This is a genomic window from Streptomyces sp. NPDC048290 (assembly GCF_040652095.1).
Taxonomy (GTDB): Bacteria; Actinomycetota; Actinomycetes; order Streptomycetales; family Streptomycetaceae; genus Streptomyces.
In genome coordinates, this window is sequence record NZ_JBEZLM010000003.1 from 163,199 (window position 1) to 184,497 (window position 21,299).

The 21,299-nt window shown below is 72.6% G+C and carries 19 protein-coding genes; 7 read left to right on the forward strand and 12 right to left on the reverse strand.

Translation table 11 applies throughout. The annotated features are described in order from the left end of the window. Nucleotides 1-20 precede the first annotated feature (20 nt). From pcaD to AB0D49_RS05585, 7 genes are all read right to left on the reverse strand, one after another. A complete protein-coding gene (gene pcaD / locus AB0D49_RS05555) occupies nucleotides 21-1,235 on the reverse strand; it encodes a 3-oxoadipate enol-lactonase (RefSeq protein WP_362751162.1) in 1,215 nt (404 codons plus the stop codon). Beyond that, the gene (pcaB, locus tag AB0D49_RS05560; RefSeq protein WP_362752070.1) at nucleotides 1,232-2,500 is read right to left on the reverse strand and encodes a 3-carboxy-cis,cis-muconate cycloisomerase; all 1,269 of its coding nucleotides are present in this window, start codon (nucleotides 2,498-2,500) and stop codon (nucleotides 1,232-1,234) included. Before pcaB ends, pcaD begins: the two co-directional genes overlap by 4 nt. Before the next feature lie 71 nt (nucleotides 2,501-2,571). Further along, nucleotides 2,572-3,177, reverse strand: coding sequence for a protocatechuate 3,4-dioxygenase subunit alpha (gene pcaG, locus AB0D49_RS05565; protein ID WP_362751165.1), 606 nt, complete (start codon nucleotides 3,175-3,177; stop codon nucleotides 2,572-2,574). Nucleotides 3,178-3,182: 5 nt separating this feature from the next. Next, a complete protein-coding gene (pcaH, locus tag AB0D49_RS05570) occupies nucleotides 3,183-3,959 on the reverse strand; it encodes a protocatechuate 3,4-dioxygenase subunit beta (protein ID WP_362751167.1) in 777 nt (258 codons plus the stop codon). Between the two features lie 11 nt (nucleotides 3,960-3,970). Beyond that, nucleotides 3,971-5,173 carry an acetyl-CoA C-acyltransferase gene (locus AB0D49_RS05575; protein WP_362751176.1) on the reverse strand — a complete coding sequence of 401 codons (1,203 nt, stop codon included), beginning with the start codon at nucleotides 5,171-5,173 and terminating at the stop codon, nucleotides 3,971-3,973. After that, a complete protein-coding gene (locus AB0D49_RS05580) occupies nucleotides 5,170-5,856 on the reverse strand; it encodes a CoA transferase subunit B (protein WP_362751179.1) in 687 nt (228 codons plus the stop codon). The genes AB0D49_RS05575 and AB0D49_RS05580 overlap by 4 nt, the downstream gene beginning before the upstream one ends. Further along, complete coding sequence (locus AB0D49_RS05585; RefSeq protein WP_362751182.1) at nucleotides 5,856-6,611, reverse strand: CoA transferase subunit A; 756 nt, start codon at nucleotides 6,609-6,611, stop codon at nucleotides 5,856-5,858. Before AB0D49_RS05585 ends, AB0D49_RS05580 begins: the two co-directional genes overlap by 1 nt. A 276-nt stretch (nucleotides 6,612-6,887) precedes the next feature. Between AB0D49_RS05585 and AB0D49_RS05590 the strand changes: the two genes are divergently transcribed. Then, complete coding sequence (locus AB0D49_RS05590) at nucleotides 6,888-7,355, forward strand: MarR family transcriptional regulator (protein ID WP_362751185.1); 468 nt, start codon at nucleotides 6,888-6,890, stop codon at nucleotides 7,353-7,355. Nucleotides 7,356-7,374: 19 nt separating this feature from the next. Here the strand turns inward: AB0D49_RS05590 and AB0D49_RS05595 are convergent, their stop codons facing one another. Both AB0D49_RS05595 and AB0D49_RS05600 read right to left on the reverse strand, forming a co-directional pair. After that, nucleotides 7,375-8,295, reverse strand: coding sequence for a DUF3048 domain-containing protein (locus AB0D49_RS05595; RefSeq protein ID WP_362752073.1), 921 nt, complete (start codon nucleotides 8,293-8,295; stop codon nucleotides 7,375-7,377). Nucleotides 8,296-8,821: 526 nt separating this feature from the next. Continuing rightward, on the reverse strand, nucleotides 8,822-9,892 hold the full coding sequence (locus AB0D49_RS05600) for an ATP-dependent DNA ligase (protein WP_362751188.1): 1,071 nt from the start codon (nucleotides 9,890-9,892) through the stop codon (nucleotides 8,822-8,824). A 75-nt stretch (nucleotides 9,893-9,967) separates the two neighbouring features. On the opposite strand from AB0D49_RS05600, the gene ligD reads away from it, so the two are divergent. Continuing rightward, on the forward strand, nucleotides 9,968-10,978 hold the full coding sequence (gene ligD / locus AB0D49_RS05605) for a non-homologous end-joining DNA ligase (RefSeq protein WP_362751191.1): 1,011 nt from the start codon (nucleotides 9,968-9,970) through the stop codon (nucleotides 10,976-10,978). 96 nt (nucleotides 10,979-11,074) lie between these two features. On the opposite strand, the gene AB0D49_RS05610 is transcribed toward ligD, so the two are convergent. After that, nucleotides 11,075-11,263 carry a hypothetical protein gene (locus tag AB0D49_RS05610; RefSeq protein ID WP_362751194.1) on the reverse strand — a complete coding sequence of 63 codons (189 nt, stop codon included), beginning with the start codon at nucleotides 11,261-11,263 and terminating at the stop codon, nucleotides 11,075-11,077. A 194-nt stretch (nucleotides 11,264-11,457) separates the two neighbouring features. Here AB0D49_RS05610 and AB0D49_RS05615 point away from each other — a divergent pair, with 194 nt between their 5' ends. Both AB0D49_RS05615 and AB0D49_RS05620 read left to right on the forward strand, forming a co-directional pair. Next, nucleotides 11,458-12,333, forward strand: a complete 876-nt coding sequence (locus tag AB0D49_RS05615) for a CPBP family intramembrane glutamic endopeptidase (protein ID WP_362751197.1) — start codon at nucleotides 11,458-11,460, stop codon at nucleotides 12,331-12,333. Nucleotides 12,334-12,462: 129 nt separating this feature from the next. Continuing rightward, a complete protein-coding gene (locus tag AB0D49_RS05620; protein WP_362751200.1) occupies nucleotides 12,463-12,741 on the forward strand; it encodes a hypothetical protein in 279 nt (92 codons plus the stop codon). Nucleotides 12,742-12,808: 67 nt separating this feature from the next. Here AB0D49_RS05620 and AB0D49_RS05625 read toward each other — a convergent pair whose 3' ends face one another. Both AB0D49_RS05625 and AB0D49_RS05630 read right to left on the reverse strand, forming a co-directional pair. Continuing rightward, nucleotides 12,809-15,025, reverse strand: coding sequence for a family 16 glycoside hydrolase (locus AB0D49_RS05625; protein WP_362751203.1), 2,217 nt, complete (start codon nucleotides 15,023-15,025; stop codon nucleotides 12,809-12,811). A gap of 17 nt (nucleotides 15,026-15,042) precedes the next feature. Further along, nucleotides 15,043-17,472, reverse strand: a complete 2,430-nt coding sequence (locus tag AB0D49_RS05630) for a ThuA domain-containing protein (RefSeq protein WP_362752076.1) — start codon at nucleotides 17,470-17,472, stop codon at nucleotides 15,043-15,045. 282 nt (nucleotides 17,473-17,754) lie between these two features. Between AB0D49_RS05630 and AB0D49_RS05635 the strand changes: the two genes are divergently transcribed. The 3 genes from AB0D49_RS05635 (at nucleotide 17,755) to AB0D49_RS05645 (ending at nucleotide 21,278) form a co-directional block, all read left to right on the forward strand. Beyond that, nucleotides 17,755-18,873, forward strand: coding sequence for a multicopper oxidase domain-containing protein (locus AB0D49_RS05635; RefSeq protein ID WP_362751206.1), 1,119 nt, complete (start codon nucleotides 17,755-17,757; stop codon nucleotides 18,871-18,873). A gap of 200 nt (nucleotides 18,874-19,073) precedes the next feature. Continuing rightward, the gene (locus tag AB0D49_RS05640; RefSeq protein ID WP_362751209.1) at nucleotides 19,074-20,006 is read left to right on the forward strand and encodes an ornithine cyclodeaminase family protein; all 933 of its coding nucleotides are present in this window, start codon (nucleotides 19,074-19,076) and stop codon (nucleotides 20,004-20,006) included. 225 nt (nucleotides 20,007-20,231) lie between these two features. Then, a complete protein-coding gene (locus AB0D49_RS05645) occupies nucleotides 20,232-21,278 on the forward strand; it encodes a LacI family DNA-binding transcriptional regulator (RefSeq protein WP_362751212.1) in 1,047 nt (348 codons plus the stop codon). Nucleotides 21,279-21,299 lie beyond the last annotated feature (21 nt).

Consider the following 21,299-nt stretch of genomic DNA (forward strand, 5'->3'; position numbering starts at 1 on the left):
CCCGCTGACGGATGGCCAGGTCAGTCGGCCCGGCCCGGCTCCCCACCGTCGGGCTCCTCGCTCCCCGGCTCCCCGCCATCCAGATCCCCACCGCCGGGCTCCCCACCCCCCGGCTCTCCACCCCCCGCCTCCTCCGCCAGCACCCGCTGTGCCGTCGCGAACGCCGAGTTCGCCGCCGGAACTCCGCAGTACACCGCCGTCTGGAGCAGCACCGCGCCGATCTCCTCCGGCGTCAGACCACCCCGCCGCGCCGCCCGTACATGCATGGCCAGCTCGTCGTAGTGGCCGTGGGCGACCAGCGCGGTCAGGGTGATCATGCTGCGCTCCCGGCGGGTGAGCGTCGGATCGGTCCAGATCTCGCCCCAGGCGTAGCGGGAGATGAAGTCCTGGAAGCGGGCCGTGAACGGGGTCTGCCGGGCCTGCGCCCGGTCCACATGGGCGTCACCGAGCACCTCCCGGCGGACCGCCATGCCCCGCCGGGCCGGACCGTCCAGTTGGGTGCGCAGTGCGGTCAGCACCGCCTCGGGGCACTGCGCGGGCGCCAGATGGGAGGCGCCCGGCAGCTCCACGAGGGCCGCGCCCGGCACCGCGTCCGCGATCTCCCGCAGATGCGCGGGCGGGGTCGCCGGGTCCCGCCGCCCGGCGATCAGCAGCGTCGGCACGGCGATCCCGCCGAGCCGGTCCCGTAGATCGAACGCGGCGAGCGCGTCACAGCAGGCCGCGTACGCCTCCGGGTCGGCCTCCCGGTGGTCCTGGACCAGCCGGGGCACGGTGAAGCCGTCCGCGAACCAGCGCGCGTCCGCGCCGTCCGCGAGCGCCCCGAGCCCCTCCGCCCGCACCAGCGCCGCCCGTTCCCGCCAGCCCTTCGCCCCGTTGAAGTGCGCCGAGGTGCAGATCCCGGCGAGGGACACCAGCCGCTCCGGGTGGTGCACCGCCAGATGCAGTCCGACCGCGCCGCCCAGCGACACCCCGGCGTACGCGAACCGTTCGACGTCCAGCGCGTCCGCGAGCGCCAGCACCAGGTCCGCCAGGTCGCCGACCGTCGCCCCGGCCCGGATCAGCTCCGGCGCCGAGCCGCCGTGCCCCGGCAGATCCCAGCGGACCACCCGGTGGGTGATCGACAGCTCGGGCGCGACCGCGTCCCACAGGGCGTACGAGGTGCCCAGCGAGGGCCCCAGCAGCAGCGGGGGAGCGGCAGCCGACCCTTCCGTACGGTGGTGGAGAAGAGCCGTCAACGTCGCTCCAGTGCTCGGTCGGTGAGGGCTCCCGCGGAGCCGGTGTAGTGGGCGGGGTCGAGATCGGCGTCCGCGAGCTCCGGCGCCTCGGCCAGCGGACGCCCCTCGGCCGCCAGCCGGGTCAGCAGCTCCTTGGCCGCCGCCCGGCCCAGCGTCGCGGAGAGTTCCGCCGACAGCCGCTCGGAGACGATCGCCCCACCCGTCAGCGCCAGATGCGCCCGCATGGCGTCCGCCCGCACCCGCAGGCCCGCCGTCAGCTCCGCCGCGTCCCGGGCCGCCCCGCCGGTCAGCCGCAGCAGGTCGCGCAGCGGCTCCCACTCGGCGTGCCACGCCCCGGCGGGCCGCTCGTCCTCCGCGACCAGCGACCCGTACAGCGTGGCCGCCAGCTGCGGCGCCCGCCGCGCCGCCGCCACGATCAGCGTGGACCGGACCGGGTTGGACTTGTGCGGCATCGCCGAGGAGCCGCCGCCCCCGCCCTCCGTGACCTCCGCGATCTCGGTCCTGGACAGGGTCAGCACATCCACGCCGAGCTTGCCCAGCGCCCCTGCCGTGAAGGCCAGCGCCCCCGCCAGATCGGCGACCGGCGTCCGCAGCGTGTGCCAGGGCAGCTCGGGTGCCCGCAGCCCCAGTTCCCGGGCGTACGCGGCCGGAAGCGCGACCGGATCGGCGGCGCCGTACGCGCCGAACGCGGCCAGTGTGCCCGCCGCGCCGCCGAGCTGCGCGGGCAGCGCGTCCCGGACGGCCGTCAGCCGGTCCCGGGCGTCCAGCACCAGCGACCGCCACCCGGCCGCCTTCAGCCCGAACGTGGTCGGCACCGCGTGCTGGGTGAGGGTACGGGCGGGCAGCGCGGTGTCCCGGTGCGTGGCGGCGAGCCGGGCCAGCGCCGCCGCGCTGCGGTCGAGGTCGGCGAGGACCGGGCCGAGGGTGCGGACCGCGACCAGCATGGCCGCCGAGTCCAGGATGTCCTGGCTGGTCGCCCCCCGGTGGACATACGGCCCGTGCTCCGGGCCGACCGCCGCCGTCAGCTCGGCCACCAGCGGGATCACCGGGTTCCCGCCGCCACGGGCGCGGTGCGCGAGGGACGCCGGGTCGAAGCGGGCCGCGTCGGCGGCTGCGGTGACGGCCGTCGCCGCCTCTGCCGGGGCCAGCCCGAGGGCGGCCTGCGCGCGGGTGAGGGCCGCCTCCGCGTCCAGCAGGGCCTGGAGGTAGGCGGTGTCACCGGTCGTCGTGGCGGCGGGGGAGCCGGTCCAGCCCGGCGCGAGCAGACCGGCGCCGGACGCCGGGCCGTCGGGTCGGGTGCCGTCGGGGGGCGTGCCGTCGGGGGATGCCGCTGTTGTCACCGGAACTCCAGGAAGACCGTCTCGCCCTCGCCCTGAAGGCGGATGTCGAAACGGTAGGCGCCCGACGGCTCCGGACGGGCGATCAGCGTCCGACGGCGCGTCGCGGGCAGCGCGGCCAGCAGCGGATCGGCGGCCAGGGCGCTGTCGTCGCCGGGGAGGTAGATCCGGGTGAACAGATGCACCAGCAGCCCGCGCGCGAACACGCACACACTCAGATACGGGGCGCTGCTCCCGCGCGCCCCCGGCCGCAGCGTCCGTACGTACCAGTGGCCGTCGGTGTCCGTCGCGACCCGGCCCCAGCCGGTGAACTCCACCCCGTTGCGCCCCGCGTAGCCGCCCGAGGCCGCGTCCCGCCGGATCGAACCGTCGGTGCGGGGCATGGTTCCGTCCGGGTCCGGGCCCCAGATCTCCACGAGGGCGTCGGGCAGCGGCTGCCCCTCGCCGTCCGTCACATACCCGTGCACGGTGACGGTGGCGGGATGCCCCAGCGGGGCGATCTCCGGGCCGCCGGTGAACGGCAGCGCGTACCCGTAGAACGGGCCGATCGTGTGCGACGGCGTCGGCAGCACCTGGTCCGGGCGGCCGGTGTCGATCCTCGTCATGCTGCTCAGCGCCCTTCTTCGATCCAGGTGGCGTGCGGGCCGTCCAGCACGATGTCCCAGTGGTAGCCCATGGAGAACTCCGGCACCGACAGGCCGTGGTCGTAGGTCGCGACCAGCCGCGCGCGGGCCGCGTCGTCCGTGACGGACTGGATGATCGGGTCGTACGGGAAGAGCGGGTCGGCCGGGAAGTACATCTGGGTCACCAGCCGCTGGGTGAACGCCGTGCCGAAGAAGGAGAAGTGGATGTGTGCCGGGCGCCAGGCGTTGTCGTGGTTGCGCCAGGGGTAGGGGCCGGGCTGGATGGTGGTGAACCTGTAGCCGCCGTCCGCGTCGGTGAGGGTGCGGCCGACGCCGGTGAAGTGCGGGTCGAGCGGGGCGTCGTGCTTCTCCCGCTGGTGCGCGTACCGGCCCGCCGCGTTCGCCTGCCAGATCTCGATGAGCTGGCCGCGCACCGGACGCCCGGCGCGGTCCAGCAGCCGCCCGGAGACGGTGATCCGCTCCCCGATCGGCTCCCCGCTGTGCTGGACCGTCAGATCGCTGTCGCTCTCGGTGATGTCCCGCTCCCCGAACGCCGGGGAGGCCAGCTCCACCGCCTCCGGGTCCTGGCCCAGGTCGATCGCCACCAGCGGCTGCCGGGGATGGCGCAGCGTCGAGGAGCGGTACGGGCCGTAGTCGCGACGCGGCTGGTGCTCCACGGGCGCGCCGTCCGCGAGCCCCTTCTCGTACGCGGCGCGCCGGGCCGCGATCTCCTGGTCGATGGTGTGCTGGGTGGGGAGGTTCATGGGGGCGGCTCCTAGCGTTCGAGGACGAGGGCGAGGCCCTGGCCGACGCCGATGCAGAGGGTGGCGACCCCGGTGCCGGAGCCGCGCCGGGCGAGCTGATGCGCGACGGTCCCGGCGAGCCGGGCACCGGACGCGCCGAGCGGATGACCGAGGGCGAGGGCACCGCCCTGCGGATTGAGCACCGCCGGGTCCAGCTCCGGCCACTCGGCGACACAGCCGAGGACCTGCGCGGCGAACGCCTCGTTCAGCTCCAGCACGGAAAGGTCGGCGAAGTCCCGCCCCGCCTTGCGCAGCGCCCGCCGGACCGCCTCGACGGGCGCGAGCCCGAAGTGGTGCGGCTCGATCGCGGACACCCCGGTCGCGCCCACCCGGGCCAGCGGCTCCCGCCCGGTGGCCCTCAGCCCCGCCTCGTCGGCGAGCAGCAGGGCGGCGGCCCCGTCGTTGAGCGGGGACGCGTTGCCGGGCGTGACGGTCCCGTGCTCCGGCCGGAAGGACGGCTTGAGCTTCGCCATCGCGGCGAGGGAGGCGTCGGCGCGGACCGATTCGTCGGCCGCGACGACGACCGGGTCCCCCTTGCGCCGGGGAATCGTGACGGGCACGATCTCGCCGTCGAACAGCCCCGCCTCCCGCGCCGCCGCGGCCTTGCGGTGGCTGCCGAGCGCGAACTCGTCCTGCTGGTCGCGGCCGATCGCGTGCTTGTCGGCGATGAGTTCGGCGGACTCGCCCAGCGGGACGGTCCACCGCGGGTCCATCTTGGGGTTGGTCATCCGCCAGCCGAGCGTGGTCGAGTACAGCTCGGCGTGGACCGCCGGGAACGGCTGCTCCGACTTGGGCAGCACGTACGGGGCGCGGGTCATCGACTCGACCCCGCCCGCGACGGCGATCGAGGCGTCCCCGGCGGCGATGGCGCGGGCCGCCTGGATCACCGCTTCCAGACCGGACGCGCACAGCCGGTTCACGGTCACGCCGGGGACGGTGACGGGCAGTCCGGCGAGCAGCGCGGCCATGCGGCCGACGTTGCGGTTCTCCTCACCGGCGCCGTTGGCGTTGCCGAGGTAGACGTCCTCGATCCGGGCCGGGTCCAGGTCCGGGGTGCGGGCGAGGAGTTCACGGACGGCGTGCGCGGCCAGGTCGTCCGGGCGGACGGAGGCGAGGGCGCCGTTGTAGCGGCCGATGGGGGTGCGGACGGCGTCGACGATGTAGACGTCCCTCATGACCGCGCCTCCTCGGTGGCGGCCGGGGGGACCGGGGCGGCCGTGGCGGCGGTCGCGGTCCGCACCTTGGCGGCGGTCCTGGCGGTGATCTCGTCGGCGGTGACCCCGGGCGCGGTCTCCACCAGGAGCAGTCCATCGGCGGTGACGTCCAGGACGCCGAGATCGGTGACGATCCGGTCCACACACGCCCGGCCGGTGAGCGGCAGCGTGCAGTTCTCCAGGATCTTCGGGGAGCCGTCCTTCGCGGTGTGGGTCATCACGACGATCACCGTCCGTGCCCCGTGCACCAGGTCCATCGCCCCGCCGATCCCGGTGATCAGCTTCCCCGGGACCGCCCAGTTCGCCAGGTCGCCGCCCGCGGAGACCTGCATCGCGCCCAGCACGGCGACATCGATGTGCCCGCCGCGGATCATCGAGAAGGACAGCGCCGAGTCGAAGAAGGACGCCCCGGGCAGGACGGTCACCGTCTCCTTGCCCGCGTTGATCAGATCCGGGTCGACCTCGTCGTCCGCCGGGTACGGTCCGGTGCCCAGGATCCCGTTCTCCGACTCCAGGACGACCTCCACGCCTGCCGGGAGGTGATTCGGGATCAGCGTCGGCAGCCCGATGCCCAGATTGACGTACTGTCCGTCGGCCAGTTCGCGCGCGGCCCGCGCGGCCATCTCCTGCCGGGTCCAGGCCATCAGCTGCTCACCGTCCGCTGCTCGATCCGCTTGTCCGCCGCCTGCTCCGGGGTCAGCGCCACCACCCGGCGCACGAAGACGCCGGGCAGATGCACCGCGTCCGGATCGATCGCGCCGGGCTCCACCAGCTCCTCCACCTCCGCGATCGTGACCCTCCCGGCCATCGCGGCGAGCGGATTGAAGTTCCGGGCCGACCTGTTGAAGACGAGGTTCCCGTGCCGGTCGCCCCGGGCCGCCCGGACCAGCGCGAAGTCGGTGCGGATACCGCGCTCCAGGACGTACTCGACGCCGTCGAACTCCCGGACCTCCTTCGCCGGGGAGGCCAGCGCCACCCCGCCCGACCCGTCGTACCGCCAGGGCAGTCCGCCCTCGGCGACCTGGGTGCCGACGCCGGCCGGGGTGTAGAAGGCGGGAATCCCGGCGCCCCCGGCGCGCAGCCGCTCCGCGAGGGTGCCCTGCGGGATCAACTCCACCTCCAGCTCCCCGGCGAGGTACTGCCGGGCGAACTCCTTGTTGGCGCCGATGTACGACCCCGTGACCCGGGCGATCCGCCCGGCCGCGAGCAGCACGGCGAGACCGGACTCCATCGCGCCGCAGTTGTTCGACACCACCGACAGCCCGCCCGTACCGCGCTCGTACAGCGCCTGGATCAGTACGTTCGGCACCCCGCTGAGCCCGAATCCGCCCACCGCGAGCGACGCGCCGTCCGGCACGTCGGCCAGCGCGGCGGCGGCCGAGGCGACCACCTTGTCCATCCCCGAAGCCCTCTCTGTCCGGCGCCCCGACCCCTGAGCCGGTCAGGCAATTAGTCAGGGCACTGATTGTTTCGCCGAGCTTCCTTTCACGCTGCCACCGGGACGGCGCTAGCGTCAAGAGCTGGTATATCCGGGGTGAGGCAGGGCGGTTCCGCCGCAGACGGTGGGACGGGTACCGGGGTATCGTTCAGTGCACCAACGAAATTCATCACGTCTGATGTCACAGCCCGGCTGTGACATCAGACCGATCGGATCAATCGGACCAGGGGAGCGCACATGGCCGCGGTGGACCTCTCCACCCACCCCGGGCACCTCGCCCGGCGCCTCCAGCAGGCGCACTACCTGCTGTGGAACACCATGGTCTCGGAGGAGATCACCTCACCGCAGTTCGCCGTCCTCAACGCGCTCGCCGAGGAGCCAGGTCTCGACCAGCGGACCGTGGGGGAGCGGGTCGGGCTCGACCGGTCGACCATCGCCGAGGTGATCTCCCGGCTCGGCCGCCGGGACCTGCTGGACAAGGTGCGCGACCCCCAGGACGGCCGCCGCTTCCTGCTGCGCCTCACCGAGGACGGCGCCCGCGTCCACCGCCGTCTGGTGGTGCGCACCGCCCGGATGAACCAGGTCTTCCTGGCCCCGCTGGACCCCGGCGAGCGCACCGTGTTCCTCGACCTGATCCGCCGGGTCGCGGACGCGGCGGAGGGGCTGCGCAACCCGGAGGAACCCCTGGTCGGCCGCCCCTCCTGAGCCGCCCCCCGGGCATGTCTCACCGCTCGGCGAACACCACCCACACCTGACCGTCCGCGAAGTTCAGCGGCTTGCCGTCGCCGGTGGTGAACCGGGTGCCGTCGGCGCCCTCCGGCCGCTCCCACTTCGCCTCGTACGCCTTCCCGTCCCGCAGCACCTCGGCCGTCCCCGAACCGACCGTCTCGGTGTACGGGGTGTAGTTGCCGTTGGAGTCGTGGAAGACCGACGGCCGGACGGTGACGTGCTGGACGACGACCGTGGCCGGGGCGACGGCACCGGCGTCCGTGGTGACCGCCTCCCGGCCGTCCATGGCGACCAGCCAGCGGTGTTCCTCCGGCGACCAGGTGAACGTGTACGTGGCGGCGGGGTAGCGCACGGTCCGGGAGTCCACGGCGGTGCCGCCCTCACGCGGGGCCGGACCGTAGGTGAAGCCCGTGGTCAGCGCGGCGGCGCCGGGCGGGGCGGACAGCAGGCGGTCCGGACGCAGATAGAGATTGTGCGGGGTGGCCCGGTCGGAGGAGCGGGTGTACGCGTCGGCGGCGGTCTCCGGGGTCTCCGCGCGCACCGGCGCCCCGTCGATCACCGGCAGCAGCCTGCCCTGCGCGCCGGAGAACGCGAACAGCGGCTCGTCGAACTGGCGCAGCAGCTCCAGATCGCTCTCCCGGGCGCTGCGCACCGGCCCCACGGACTCCGGCAGCCGGGTCGCGTAGACCGCCATCAGACGGCTGAGGCCGCCCTCGACCTGCTCGACGTAGACGATGTCCGCCGCGTCGAGACCGGTCTGCGGGCGGGCCTGCGGCACATTGTCGATCTTCACGGCGAGCACCGGGCCGGTGGGCGTGCGGGGGCTCTCGGAGACGGCCGGGGGCGGGGTCACCGGGGCGCGTCCGTCGTCGCCCCGACCGCTGCCGCCGCCGGTGCAGCTCGCGGTCAGCGCCATGGCCGCGGCGACCACCAGCAGCGCGGCGGTGCGCGCGGCGCGGCGCGTCCGGGGGCCCGGCGACGCGGGGAGTGCGGCGCCCCCGCCACGCGTCAGGCCCGCCCCGGCCGTGTCGCCCGTCCTGTCCGCCCCGGCGGCAGCGGCGCCCTTGCCCCTCGCGCCCGCGATGTCCGCCCCGTCCGGGTCGCTCGTCCTGTCTGTGATGCTCACCGTCGCCACCCGCCCGCTCGTGTCCTCATTGTGTGCTTATCGGTTGGTCGGTGCTGTACCCGCCCCCCTTCGGGGCGTTCGCAAGGAACGCGAAGAATCACCGGGGACCGGACGGCGGGATCGGCCGATCGGAGCAGCGGGAGGGGCGTGAGGGGCGGGGGGCGCGGGAGGCGCGTGAGGCGCGGCGCGGGGGCTGTCGCCCACCGGCGTCCGGGGCGGCACGCCCATGAGGAGCGGCACGCCCAAGAGGAGCGGCGCGCCCAGGAGGGGCCGGCGCCCTACCCCCGGTGGGGCGGCGCGGCAACCGGAGGGCCCGTCAGCCCCCCGACCCCAGAATCTCCGCCAGGTCATACCGCACCGGCTCCTCCAACTGCGCATACGTACAGCTCTCCGGCGTCCGGTCAGGGCGCCAGCGGCGGAACGGGGCCGTGTGCCGGAAGCGCGCCCCGTTCTCCATATGGTCGTAGGCCACCTCCGCCACCCGTTCCGGCCGCAGCGGCACCCAGGACAGGTCCTTCTTGCCGGACCACCGGCTCGGCGCCCCCGGCAGCCGCGCCGCCTCGTGCGCCGCCTCGTCCGCCCAGGCCGCCCACGGATGCCCGGCCGCGTCCGTCATCCGCAGCGGCTCCAGCTCCCCGATCAGCTCCTCGCGCCGCTTCATCGAGAACGCGGCGGACACTCCGACGTGCTGGAGCGTGCCCCGGTCGTCGTAGAGCCCCAGCAGCAGCGAGCCGACCACCGGTCCGCTCTTGTGCAGCCGGTACCCCGCCACCACCACGTCCGCCGTGCGCTCATGCTTGATCTTGAACATGGCCCGCTCGCCCGGCCGGTACGGCAGGTTCGGCGGCTTGGCGATCACCCCGTCGAGCCCGGCCCCCTCGTACTGCTCGAACCAGCGCGCGGCCAGCGCGGTGTCCGTGGTCGCCGGGGCCAGATGCACCGGGGCGGTGACCCCGGACAGCGCCCTGACCAGCAGCGCCCGCCGGTCGGTGAGGGGCACGTCGAGCAGTGACTCGTCCTGGAGCGCCAGCAGGTCGAACGCCACGAACGACGCCGGGGTGCGCTCGGCGAGCTGCCGTACCCGGGAGTCCGCCGGATGGATGCGCTCGGTCAGCGCGTCGAAGTCCAGCCGTCCGCCGCGCGCGATGACGATCTCGCCGTCCAGCACGCACCGCGCCGGCACCCGTTCCCGCAGCGCCGCCACCAGCTCGGGGAAGTACCTGGTCAGCGGCTTGCCGGTCCGGCTGCCGACCTCCACCTCGGCGCCGTCGCGGAACACGATCGCCCGGAAGCCGTCCCACTTCGCCTCGTACTGCATATCCGGCGGGATCTTCGCCACGGACTTGGCGAGCATCGGCTTCACGGGCGGTATCACCGGCAGATCCATGCCTCAGATTCTCCGCCCGCACCTGGCGATCCGCCCGATATGCGGGGTATGGGCGGTGCGCCTACCGTGGCTCGCATGGGTGAAGCGGTACAGCTCGACGTGGCCGGCCGGACCGTACGGCTGTCCAGCCCCGGCAAGGTGTTCTTCCCGGAGCGCGGTTTCACCAAGCTGGACCTCGCGCGCTACTACATCGCCGTCGGCCCCGGCATCCTGCGCGCCCTGCGCGACCGCCCCACCACGCTGGAGCGCTATCCCGACGGTGTCACCGGCGAGTCGTTCTTCCAGAAGCGGGCGCCGAAGAACATGCCCGACTGGATTCCCACCGCCCACATCACCTTCCCCAGCGGACGCAGCGCCGACGAGATGTGCCCGACCGAGGCGGCGGCTGTGGTCTGGGCCGCCCAGTTCGGCACGCTCACCTTCCATCCCTGGCCGGTGCGGCGCGCGGACGTCGACCACCCCGACGAACTCCGCGTCGACCTGGACCCGCAGCCCGGCACCGACTTCGACGACGCGGTCCGCGCCGCCCATGAACTCCGGGCCGTGCTGGACGAGTTCGGCGGTCTGCGCGGCTTCCCCAAGACCTCCGGCGGACGCGGACTGCATGTCTTCGTGCCCATCGAACCGCGCTGGACCTTCACCCAGGTGCGCCGCGCCGCCATCGCCGTCGGCCGCGAACTGGAGCGCCGGATGCCGGACCGGGTCACCATCAAGTGGTGGAAGGAGGAGCGCGGCGAGCGCATCTTCGTGGACTACAACCAGACGGCCCGCGACCGCACGATCGCCTCCGCCTACTCGGTACGCCCCCGTCCGCACGCCCCCGTCTCGGCGCCGCTGCGCTGGGAGGAGGTCGGCGAGGCGCATCCCCGTGACTTCGATCTGGCGACCATGCCCGCCCGGTTCGCCGCACTCGGAGACGTCCACGCCGACATGGACGACCACCGCTACTCGCTGGAGGCGCTGCTGGACCTGGCCGCGCGGGACGAACGCGACCACGGTCTCGGCGATCTGCCGTATCCGCCCGAGTACCCGAAGATGCCGGGCGAGCCGAAGCGGGTGCAGCCGAGCCGGGCGAAGAAGGACTGACGGGCTCCGAGGTGCGGGGCCCCGGAAACGGGCCGGAGGCCGGAGCCGGCCCCGCCGTGATGGCGAGACCAGCTCCGGCCCCCGGAGCCGGGTCCCTCAGGGCGCCAGACAGGCCATCGCCGGTACCTCGGCGGGCACACCGAGACCGGTGAGCGAGACCAGTCCGGTGACCTCCTGCACGGCGCAGTCGACGGTGGTCAGCGGGTCCGGGATGGCAGCGGCGGGAGCGGCCAGTACGCCGATCAGGGCGAAGGCACCGAGGGCGGCGGCGGCGAAGCGGGGCATGAACGTCCTCCAAGGGAGCGGCAGTTGTTACGCCGACGAGCCTGCCCCGATCCGCTCCGTGGTTTCCCTTTCGTCACTCGAACGAGTCCGCTGAATCGATCCCGCAGATCACGAGGTTGCCGCCACCGGCGCTGTGCTCTAATTGTCCGATTAGTGCGCACTGTCATGAACATGGACGAGGCGGGGGAGACGCGATGACACGGAGCACCGGGAACGGACCGGGAGGCCCGCGCGGGGCGCTCGACAGGTTCTTCGGCCGCCCGTCCACCGGTCGGGCGGTCCTGCTGATCCTCGGCTACCTCGGGTACTACCTGCTGGTCGGCCGACTGGTCGACGCCCTCTTCGGCGACCGGATCGACCGTGACGACGTCCTGGCGACCGGCGCGAGCATCGTCTTCGGTCTGGTGCTGCCCGTCGCGGTCGGCGCGGTCACCCTGTTCGGCCTGACCGCTGCGCTGCACTGGACCGGCCGGGTCTTCGGCCGGCGGCGGCTCAGCACCCGCCCCTGGATGTGGGTGGGCCCCGCGCTGGTGGTCGTGGCGATCGTGGCGCACACCGCCGCCGTCGACTGGAGCGACTGGCGCCCGCAGCAGATCGCGTCCCTCGCCCTGCTCGGCCTCTGCGTCGGCCTGGCCGAGGAGCTGGCCACCCGGGGTCTGACGGTCCAGATGCTGCGCGGCGCCGGACACCGCGAGCGGTACGTGATGGTGGTGTCCGCGCTGCTGTTCGCCCTGATGCACCTGGTCAACCTGGTGTCCGGGATGGCGCCGAGCACGGTCCTGGTCACCGTCCTGTACGCGTTCGCGTACGGCGTCTGCATGTATCTGGCCATGCGGGTCACCGGCACGCTCTGGACGGCGATCGTGCTGCATGCCCTCACCGACCCGACGACCATCCTGGCGTCCGGCGGGGTGGACGAGGCGGTGGCGGCGCAGAACGGGCTGTGGCCGCTGGTGGCGGCGGTGGCCACGGTCGGGATGTTCGTGTTCGCGCTCGTCGCGGTGTTCCTGCTGCGGGACGACGGGGACCGGCCGGGCGTCGGGAGCGGGCGAGAGGATTTCAGCCAATAGCTCTGGTATCAGCCAATAAGTCCCGGAATGTGAGGTTCTCGTTGTGCCCCCAAGGAGGTCTGGACCAATCTTCCCCATGTCGTCCCGGGCGGAACCCTGGACGGCCCCGAAGAGAGGGAGGGCCCACGTATGTCCCTGCGCAAGACGCTCGCCACCGCGGCCGTGATCGGCGCCGCCGCCACCGCCGGACTGGTCGCCGCTCCGGCCGCCCAGGCCGCCACCCCGGCCACCACATCCACCGTCACCACCGATGTCGGCATCTCCCGCTGGGTCTCCTGGGGCACCTACACCAGCCAGGCCGCCTGCTTCTACGTCGGCAACTGGGCCGTCATGAACGCCGGCGCCTCCTACTTCAACTGCTACGAGATCGCCCCCGGCCAGTGGGCCCTGGACCTCTGGCGCCCCTGACGGACAGCGCGAGGCGCCCGCGACCGGGGTTCCGGTCGCGGGCGCCTCACCTGTGCCGCACCTTCCGCTAGAGGTCCTTGATCCGGATGTCCCGGTACGAGATCACATCCGTGGTCCCGTGCACCTGGAGCCCGATGTAGCCGGAGGCGTACCGGCGTCCGTCCGTGCCCGGGTCGTCCCCGCGCGGCGGCACGAACTCCTGGCCGCCGCTGTTCTCGAACTCATTGATCAGGACACCGTTGCGGTAGACCGAGTAGTGCTGGTCGACCACCCGGATCTCGTAGTCGTTCCAGGTGCCCTTCTGGGTCACGCCCGCCCCGGCCAGACCGACCCGGTCGAAGCCGTAGACGGAACCCGTCTTGTACATGTCCCCGTCCGGACGGTCGAGGACCTGCACCTCATGGCCGAACTTGATGGCGACCCACTCCGGCCGCGACTCCTCCGGGTGGTTCAGCACACCCGGGAAGCGCACGAACACACCGGAGTTGGCGTTGCCCGTGCCCGGGGCGTCGTCCCGCCACTGGAGGCGCAGCGAGAAGTCCCCGTACTTGCGCTGCGGGAACCACAGCATGCCCAGGCCGCCCTTGGTGGTGCCGCTGGTCATGGAGCCGTCCGCGTTCAGCCCGAACGAACCGCCGCCCACGTGCTGCCACTTGGCGAAGGAGCCCGCCGTGCCGTCGAAGAGCGGACGGTAGCCGGTCGTCTGGCCCGGGGTGCCGATGCCGGACTGCTTGGCGGCCCGGGTGATCGTGTTGTACTCACGGGTGTCGATCACCCCGTCCCTGCGCAGCTTGTCCAGCACGGTCTTGACGTGCTTGAGGAACAGCGCGTGGGACGTCCACTGCTTCTCGTCCTCGATCAGCTCGTTGATCCGGCAGCGGTTCTGGGTCAGCCGGTTCGGCACACCCGAGTCGACCGTGCCGACGATCACCGTCAGCCGTTCGTCGTACTCCGCGCAAGCGGGCGGCGGCGGACCGCCGGACACCACGGTGAAGTACGCCGTGCGGGCCGCCGCGGTGTTGCCCGCCTTGTCGGTCGCCCGGTAGGCCAGCGCGTGGGCACCGGCCCGGTCGACGACCACCGGCGCGGAGTACGCCAGGTACGGGCCGCCGTCGAGCGAGTACTCGATCCGGTCGACACCGGACCCGCCCTCGTCCGTCGCCGTCACCGTCACCTTGGCGTTGCCGATGTACGCCCCGTCGGAGTTGCGCGCCCCGTCCACCGCGATGCCCGTCACCGGGGCCGTGGTGTCCTTGGGCGGCGCGGCCACCACCGTGAACTGCACACTCTTCACGGCGGCCACATTGCCCGCCTTGTCGGTGGCCCGGTAGCGCACGGTGTGCGCGCCCACCTGGTGGACCATCACGGGCGCGGTGTACGGCTGCCAGGCGCCGTCCGCCCCGATCGCGTACTCGATGGTGTTGACCCCGGACCCGGTGTCCGACGCGGACACCGTCACCGTCGCCATGTCGATGTACGTACCGTCCGGGTTGCGCTCACCCGTCACGGTCGCCGAGGTGTCCGGCGCGGTGGTGTCGTCGGTCGGCGGGGCGATCACGGTGAACTGCGCGGCCTTCTCCGCCGCGACATTGCCCGCCTTGTCGGCCGCCCGGTAGCGCACCTTGTGCGCCCCGACCTGGTCGACCACGACCGGCGCGGTGTACGGCTGCCAGGCGCCGTCGTCGCCGAGCGCGTACTCGATCCGGTCCACGCCCGAGCCGCCCGCCTCGTCCGTCGCCGTGACCGCCACGGTCGCCGCACCGACGTACTCGCCCTGGGTGTTCTGCGTGCCCGTGACCTGGACGTCGGTCTGCGGGGCCGTGGTGTCCTCACCGCTGCCCTCGGTCACCACCAGGATGCCCTGCATCATGCCGTGGCCGGGGATCGTGCAGTGGTAGAAGTAGCGGCCCGGCGTCAGGTTCACCTGGGCGGTGTGCTTGCCGCCGTTCGCGTCCGACGGGCTGGCCAGGATGTTCAGCTGCACATCGCCGTTGAACTCCGGGTCGCTCGTCACGAACGTCAGGGTGTGCGGCATCCCGGTGGTGTTGCCGGTCGCCGTGCTGTTCTCGAACACGATCGTCGCCGGACCCGCCACCGCCGTCTTCGGCGCCGACAGATAGCGGTCGATCGGATCGCCCGCCGTCCAGGTCAGGGTTTGCTCCGCGGCGGGCGCGGCCGGTGCCTTCGGCGCCGCGGACTGCTGCCCGAGCGCCGGCGCCGACGCGAGGCCCAGCATCATCAGTACGGCCGCGAGCAGCGCGGTGAGGAGTCTGCCGCGGGGCATTCTTCGTATCGGGCGTCTCACTTGGCCCCCTTCGCGAGCTGGCCCGCGGCCGGGGTCGGGCCGCCGCCGGTGTAGGTGACCCGCCACAGCGCCGACCTGGCGTCCGAGGTGAAGAAGCCCCGGCCGTAGTCGAGCACATACAGCGCGCCGTCCGGACCGAATCTCCAGTCCATGAGGTTCCTGATGCCGTCGTTGCCGATCGGCACGATCTTCTTCAGCGACTCCGAGTGCACCGGAAGACCGCCGTTCCCGACCGTCTTCGGGTCCATCTGGACCGCGTTGCGCGGCTGGTCGCCGTCGTAGAAGTCACCGACGAACCACTTGCCGTCCCAGTACGACGGCCACTTCACCGCGCTCGCCGAAGCGGTGTCGTAGCGGTACACCGGCCCGTTCATCGCGGCCTGACCGCCGCCCTTGAGCCACGGCAGCGCGTAGGTCGCCTCCTCCTGCTTGTAGGAGGGGACACCGGCGGCGTTGCGCGGGAAGTCGGGGCCACCGCCCTGCGGCGAGTACCAGATGCTGTTCCCGGTCACCGGCGGCAGATTGACCAGGCCGTCGTTGTTCGGCGACTCGTTCTTCGGCGCGTTGCAGTCGTACCAGCCCAGCGGCTGGGACGGATCGGGCAGATTGCGGTCCCGGTAGGGCTGCTTGTTGCCCATGCAGTACGGCCAGCCGTGGTTGCCCGCCTTGGTGATCGCGGCGAAGGTGTCGTACTTCGCCGGGCCCCAGGTCGTCGACGGCGACCCGGCGTCCGGGCCGACCCAGCCCGCGTACAGGATGTCGGTCCGCTGGTCCACGGAGATCCGGGCCGGGTTGCGGACCCCCATCACATAGATCTCGCCGCGGGTCTTGCCGCCGCCCTCGTCGGGCTCCTGGCCGGTGAACAGGTTCCCCTTCGGCAGGGTGTACGTGCCGTCCGGCTCCGGGTGGATGCGCAGGATCTTGCCGTTGAGGTTGTTGGTGTTGCCGGAGGTGCGGCGGGCGTCGGCGAAGGAGACGCCCTTGTAGTTGGGCTGCGGGTTGTTGCCCGAGTAACCGCCGCTGAAGCCGCTGGAGTTGTTGTCACCGGTGGCGATGTACAGATTGCCCTGGGAGTCCCAGGCCATGCCGCCGCCCGCGTGACAGCAGCTGTGGATCTGCACCGGCCACTTCAGCAGCACCTTCTCGCTGCTCAGATCCAGCTTGTTGGTGGCCTGGTCCAGGGTGAAGCGGGAGACCCGCCGCTCGGCCATCCGGGTGTCCCGGTCGATCCGGTCGTGCGGGGTGTAGTGCAGATACACCCACCCGTTCCGGGCGAACCCCGGGTCCAGCTCGATCCCGAGCAGCCCCTCCTCGACCTTGACGAGTTCGTCGCCGCCGCCCTTGTTGCCGAACACGGACAGCGCCCCGGCCAGCGTGACCTGCTGGGTCTTCGGGTCGTAGACGTGGATCTCGCCCTTGCCCTTGCCGATGTCCGGGTTGTTCCAGTCGGTGATCACCGGCTGCGAGGAGTCGGCACCGCCCCGGCCGATGTAGAACACCCGCCCGTCGGGCGCGGTCACCAGTCCGTGCGGCTCGCCGATCTGGTCGTTCTGCCCCGGCTGGTTGGGCCGGGTCAGCCGCTCCGCCTTGTAGTTCCCGGTGATGGTGGCCTTGCAGTCGGCCTGCACCAGCCGGGTGGTCCACAGCAGCGCGCCGCGCAGATGACCCCGGAAGTCGGTCTCGTCGTAGGCGGCGGCCGTGCCGCCCATCCCGGTGTAGAAGGAGCGCCCGCCGTCGTAGTCACGGCACCAGCTGACCGGGTGGTCCCAGCCGTTGGCGCCCGCGCCGGGCTTGTACGTCGACTCGCGCACCCGGGCGACCGTGTGCACACTGCCGGACGGGTTCTTCACCCAGTTCGACCAGACGTCCGGCCGCTTCCAGGTCAGCGGCAGGCTCTTGGTCGCCGGGTGCTGCCGGTCACCGATCTCGACGGTGGCCCGCTGGACGTTCGTCGGGCTAGACGCGGCCGGCCGGGCGCCGATCAGACCGGTGAACCAGTCCGAGTACGGCTCCGCCTTCGCCGCGTCATGGACGCCCAGGAAACCGCCTCCGGCCTCCATGTACGCCTCAAGACCGGCCTCCTGCTCCGGGTCCAGGATGTCGCCGCCGCCGGTGACGAACGCGATGGCGTTGTACCGGCCCAGCTTGGTGGCGTTGGTGAAGACCGAGGCGTCGTCCGTGGCCTCGGTGGTGAAGCGCTGGTTGAGCGGGCCGGACAGCCCGATCGCCTCGATCGCCTCGATCCCGGCGTTCACCACGGGCGACTCCTCGCCGCCCGCCGCCGAGCCGTAGAACACCAGCACTCGTACATTCGCGCCGCCCGGGGGCGACTTGATGGACATCGTTGTCAGGGACGGATCGGGGGCCGGGCGGGCGCTCGCGGACGGGCCCGAGAGCAGCCCGGCGGTGACGAACCCGGCGGCCAGCACGGCCGTCAGGGCCCGCCGCCCGGTACGTCTCCCGGCCGGTCTCCCGGTGCGCCCCGGTGTCCCCGGTCCCGGTACGGGAAAGGGTCTTTGGTGCGTCGTGGACCGCATGTGGTCTTCCACCCCTCGTCGGTTCACAGTCGGCGCCTAGGAAAGCTAGACCTCTTTGCACGGTTCGCCAATAGGTATGACCGAGAAGAAACAAACTTTGTCCTGAGTGTGGAAAAACCCCCCGTCTCCCGGCTACCGTCCTGAATCCCGTACCGACGTGGGGAGTTCGGCATGGACAGACGCGGATTCAACCGGCGGGTGCTGCTGGGCGGTGCGGCGGTCGCGACATCGTTGTCCCTGGGACCCGATGCCGTGAGCGCCGAGGGCCCGGCGCGCACCGCCCCGGCCGGCGGCGAGACCCGCCGCATCAAGCTCTACGCCGAGCGCCTCGACGGCGGAAAAATGGGCTACGGCTTCGAGAAGGGCAAGGCCAGCGTGCCGGGCCCGCTGATCGAGCTCAACGAGGGCGACACCGTCCACATCGAGTTCGAGAACACCATGGACGTGCCCGTGAGCCTCCATGTCCATGGCTTGGACTACGAGATCACCAGCGACGGCACCAAGATGAACAACAGTCATGTGGAGCCCGGCGGCACCCGCACCTACACCTGGCGCACCCACGCCCCCGGCCGCCGCAAGGACGGCACCTGGCGGGCCGGAAGCGCGGGCTACTGGCACTACCACGACCATGTGGTGGGCACCGAGCACGGCACCGGTGGCATTCGCAACGGTCTGTACGGCCCCGTGATAGTCCGCCGCAAGGGGGACATCCTCCCCGACCGCACCCACACCGTGGTCTTCAACGACATGTCGATCAACAACCGCGCCGCGCACACCGGCCCGGACTTCGAGGCCACCGTCGGTGACCGGGTCGAGTTCGTGATGATCACGCACGGCGAGTACTACCACACGTTCCATATGCACGGTCATCGCTGGGCCGACAACCGCACCGGCCTGCTCACCGGCCCCGAGGACCCCAGCCAGGTCATCGACAACAAGATCGTCGGCCCCGCCGACTCCTTCGGCTTCCAGGTGATCGCCGGGGAGGGCGTGGGCGCGGGCGCCTGGATGTACCACTGCCATGTCCAGAGCCACTCCGACATGGGGATGGTCGGCCTGTTCCTGGTGAAGAAGCCGGACGGCACGATTCCGGGGTACGACCCGCATGGCGGGCACCAGGGGCATGGGGCGGGGTCGGGGGGGTCGGGGACGGCTCCGAAGGCGTCGGGGACGTCGGGGGCGTCGGGGGCGGCCCCGAAGGCGTCCGCGCCCCAGTCGTCGCGCTCGGCCTCGCCCTCGGCACCGGCCGCGGACCCGGCGGGCGGGAAGTCGGGTGGGCATCAGCACTGAGGTGGGGGGCGGGTGGGGGTGATCGGGGCTGGGTGGCCGGGGCTGGGTGAGCGTGCCTGGGTGATCGGGACCGGGTGACCATGTCTGGGCGGCCGGAGCTGGGTGATCGGGTCTCGTCGACCGTGCCTGGGTGATCGGGTCTGGGTGATCATGTGGGGGTGGCCATGCCTGGGTGATTACGTCTGGGCGATCATGTGGGGGTGACCCGACTTCTCACTCGCACCGATCTCGAAGCCCTACTGGAGCCGGCGGCCTGTCTCGCCGCCCTGCGGGAGGGGTTCGTGGCCGCCCCCGTCGAGACCGACGGACGGCGGATACGGACCGACCTCCCGTTCCCCGGCACGGCCACCGTCCTCGTCCCGGGCCTGCTGCCCGGCATCGACGCCTACACCGTCAAGGTCAACGCCAAGTTCCCGGCCGCCCGTCCCGCCCTGCGTGGGGTGGTCTGTCTGCACGACGGCCGGGACGGCACCCTGCTCGCCCTGCTCGACTCCGCCACCCTCACTGCATGGCGCACCGGCCTCGCCGCCGCCCTCGGCACTCACGCCCTCGCGGGCGACGGCACCAGAGTCGGGGTGATCGGCGCGGGTGCCCAGGCCGAGTTGATGGTCCGGGGCCTCGCCGCGCTGCGACCGCGCACCGACCTGGTGGTGTGCGACACGGACCCCGCCCGCGCCGAGGCGTTCGCCGCGCGCCACGGGGGCCGGGTGGCCATGGACGCGCGGGCGGTGGCGTCGGCGGCGGACATCGTCCTCCTCGCCACCTGGTCCCGCGAACCCTTGCTCACCCTGGCCGACATCCGCCCCGGCACCCATGTCACCAGCCTGGGCGCCGACGAGCCCGGCAAGCAGGAACTGGCTGCGGATCTCCTGTCGTCCGCCCTGCTCGTCGTCGACGACCGTGGGCTGGCTGCCGAGACGGGCGCCCTGGCGGCGGCGGGCCTGCCCCCGACGGCCGCCGCGGCGACCCTCGGCGAGATCCTGCGCACCGAACACCCCGGCCGCGAGACCCCCACCCAACGCACGGTCTACGCCCCCGTGGGCCTCCCCTGGCAGGACCTGTCACTGGCCTGGCTGGCATACGACCAGGCCCACCGCACGGGAAGGGGCCGGGAGACGGACCTTTTGACCTGAACAGGGGCGTGACGGCGGCGACCGGCCATCACCGGTATAGCCAACCCCCTCCAGGGGCGCGGGGAACTGCGCGCTCAACCCCCACGCACCCGCACCCGCATCCGCACCCGCACCCGCACCCGCACCCGCACCCGCACCCGCACCCGCACCCATAAACCAACCCCCCACCCCACCCCCTCGCTATCCTGCTCCACAACTCACCCGCCCCCACCAAGGAGCCCCCACGTGACCGACACCACCCCGCGCCCCACGCTGGAGGAAGTCGCCGCGCGGGCGGGGGTCTCACGGGCCACGGTCTCCCGCGTGGTGAACGGCGGCGACGGCGTACGCGCCCCCCTGGCGGAGCGCGTACGCCAAGCCGTGGAAGAACTCGGCTACGTTCCCAACCAGGCGGCCCGCAGCCTCGTCACCCGCCGCCACGACGCCATCGCCGTGGTCGCCGCCGAACCAGAGAGCCGCATCTTCGCCGACCCCTTCTTCGCCCTCCAGCTCCGCGGCATCAGCAAGGAACTGACCGCCCACGACAACCAACTCGTCCTCCTGCTCACCGAGGGCCGCGACGACCACGCCCGGGTGGGCCGCTACCTCGCCGGCGGCCATGTCGACGGCGCCCTGGTCTTCTCCCTCCACCTCGACGACCCACTCCCCGCGCTGATCCACCGCGCAGGCGTCCCCGCCGTCTTCGGCGGCCGTCCCGGCTGGGGCGACGGCGAACCCGCCCCGGAACCGACCGTGTACGTCGACAGCGACAACCGCGGCGGCGCCCGCGAGGCCGTACGCCATCTCCTCGCCCTCGGCCGTACCCGGATCGCGCACATCACCGGCGCCCTGGACCAGACGTCCGCGGCGGACCGCCTCGACGGCTACCGCGACGTCCTCCCGGACGGCGACCCCGCGCTGGTCGCGCACGGCGACTTCACCCCGTCCGGCGGGGACCGGGCGATGCGGGAACTCCTGGACCGGCGCCCCGACCTGGACGCGGTGTTCGCGGCGAACGACCTCACCGCCGTCGGCGCCCTGCGCGTACTGCGCGAGCAGGGTCTGCGCGTCCCGAGCGACGTCGCCGTGGTCGGCTTCGACGACATGCTGCCGATCGCCGAGCAGACCGAACCCCCGCTGACGACGGTCCGTCAGGACATCGAGGGCATGGGCCGTCTGATGGCCCGCCGCCTCCTGGCCCGGCTGCGCGGCCCCGCGACCCACTCCGGGCCCACCGCCCCCGCGACCGGCGTCATCCTCCCGACCACCCTCGTCCACCGCGCGTCAGCCTGAGCGCCCACGCCACACCACGCA

Excerpts from the sequence above, each read along its gene's own strand:
- pcaG (WP_362751165.1), bottom strand. The coding sequence starts at position 3,177 with ATGACGAGGATCGACACCGGCCGCCCGGACCAGGTGCTGCCGACGCCG.
- pcaH (WP_362751167.1), bottom strand. The coding sequence starts at position 3,959 with ATGAACCTCCCCACCCAGCACACCATCGACCAGGAGATCGCGGCCCGG.
- AB0D49_RS05575 (WP_362751176.1), bottom strand. The coding sequence starts at position 5,173 with ATGAGGGACGTCTACATCGTCGACGCCGTCCGCACCCCCATCGGCCGC.
- AB0D49_RS05580 (WP_362751179.1), bottom strand. The coding sequence starts at position 5,856 with ATGGCCTGGACCCGGCAGGAGATGGCCGCGCGGGCCGCGCGCGAACTG.
- AB0D49_RS05585 (WP_362751182.1), bottom strand. The coding sequence starts at position 6,611 with ATGGACAAGGTGGTCGCCTCGGCCGCCGCCGCGCTGGCCGACGTGCCG.
- AB0D49_RS05590 (WP_362751185.1), top strand. The coding sequence starts at position 6,888 with ATGGCCGCGGTGGACCTCTCCACCCACCCCGGGCACCTCGCCCGGCGC.
- AB0D49_RS05595 (WP_362752073.1), bottom strand. The coding sequence starts at position 8,295 with ATGGCGCTGACCGCGAGCTGCACCGGCGGCGGCAGCGGTCGGGGCGAC.
- AB0D49_RS05600 (WP_362751188.1), bottom strand. The coding sequence starts at position 9,892 with ATGGATCTGCCGGTGATACCGCCCGTGAAGCCGATGCTCGCCAAGTCC.
- ligD (WP_362751191.1), top strand. The coding sequence starts at position 9,968 with ATGGGTGAAGCGGTACAGCTCGACGTGGCCGGCCGGACCGTACGGCTG.
- AB0D49_RS05610 (WP_362751194.1), bottom strand. The coding sequence starts at position 11,263 with ATGCCCCGCTTCGCCGCCGCCGCCCTCGGTGCCTTCGCCCTGATCGGC.
- AB0D49_RS05615 (WP_362751197.1), top strand. The coding sequence starts at position 11,458 with ATGACACGGAGCACCGGGAACGGACCGGGAGGCCCGCGCGGGGCGCTC.
- AB0D49_RS05620 (WP_362751200.1), top strand. The coding sequence starts at position 12,463 with ATGTCCCTGCGCAAGACGCTCGCCACCGCGGCCGTGATCGGCGCCGCC.
- AB0D49_RS05625 (WP_362751203.1), bottom strand. The coding sequence starts at position 15,025 with ATGCCCCGCGGCAGACTCCTCACCGCGCTGCTCGCGGCCGTACTGATG.
- AB0D49_RS05635 (WP_362751206.1), top strand. The coding sequence starts at position 17,755 with ATGGACAGACGCGGATTCAACCGGCGGGTGCTGCTGGGCGGTGCGGCG.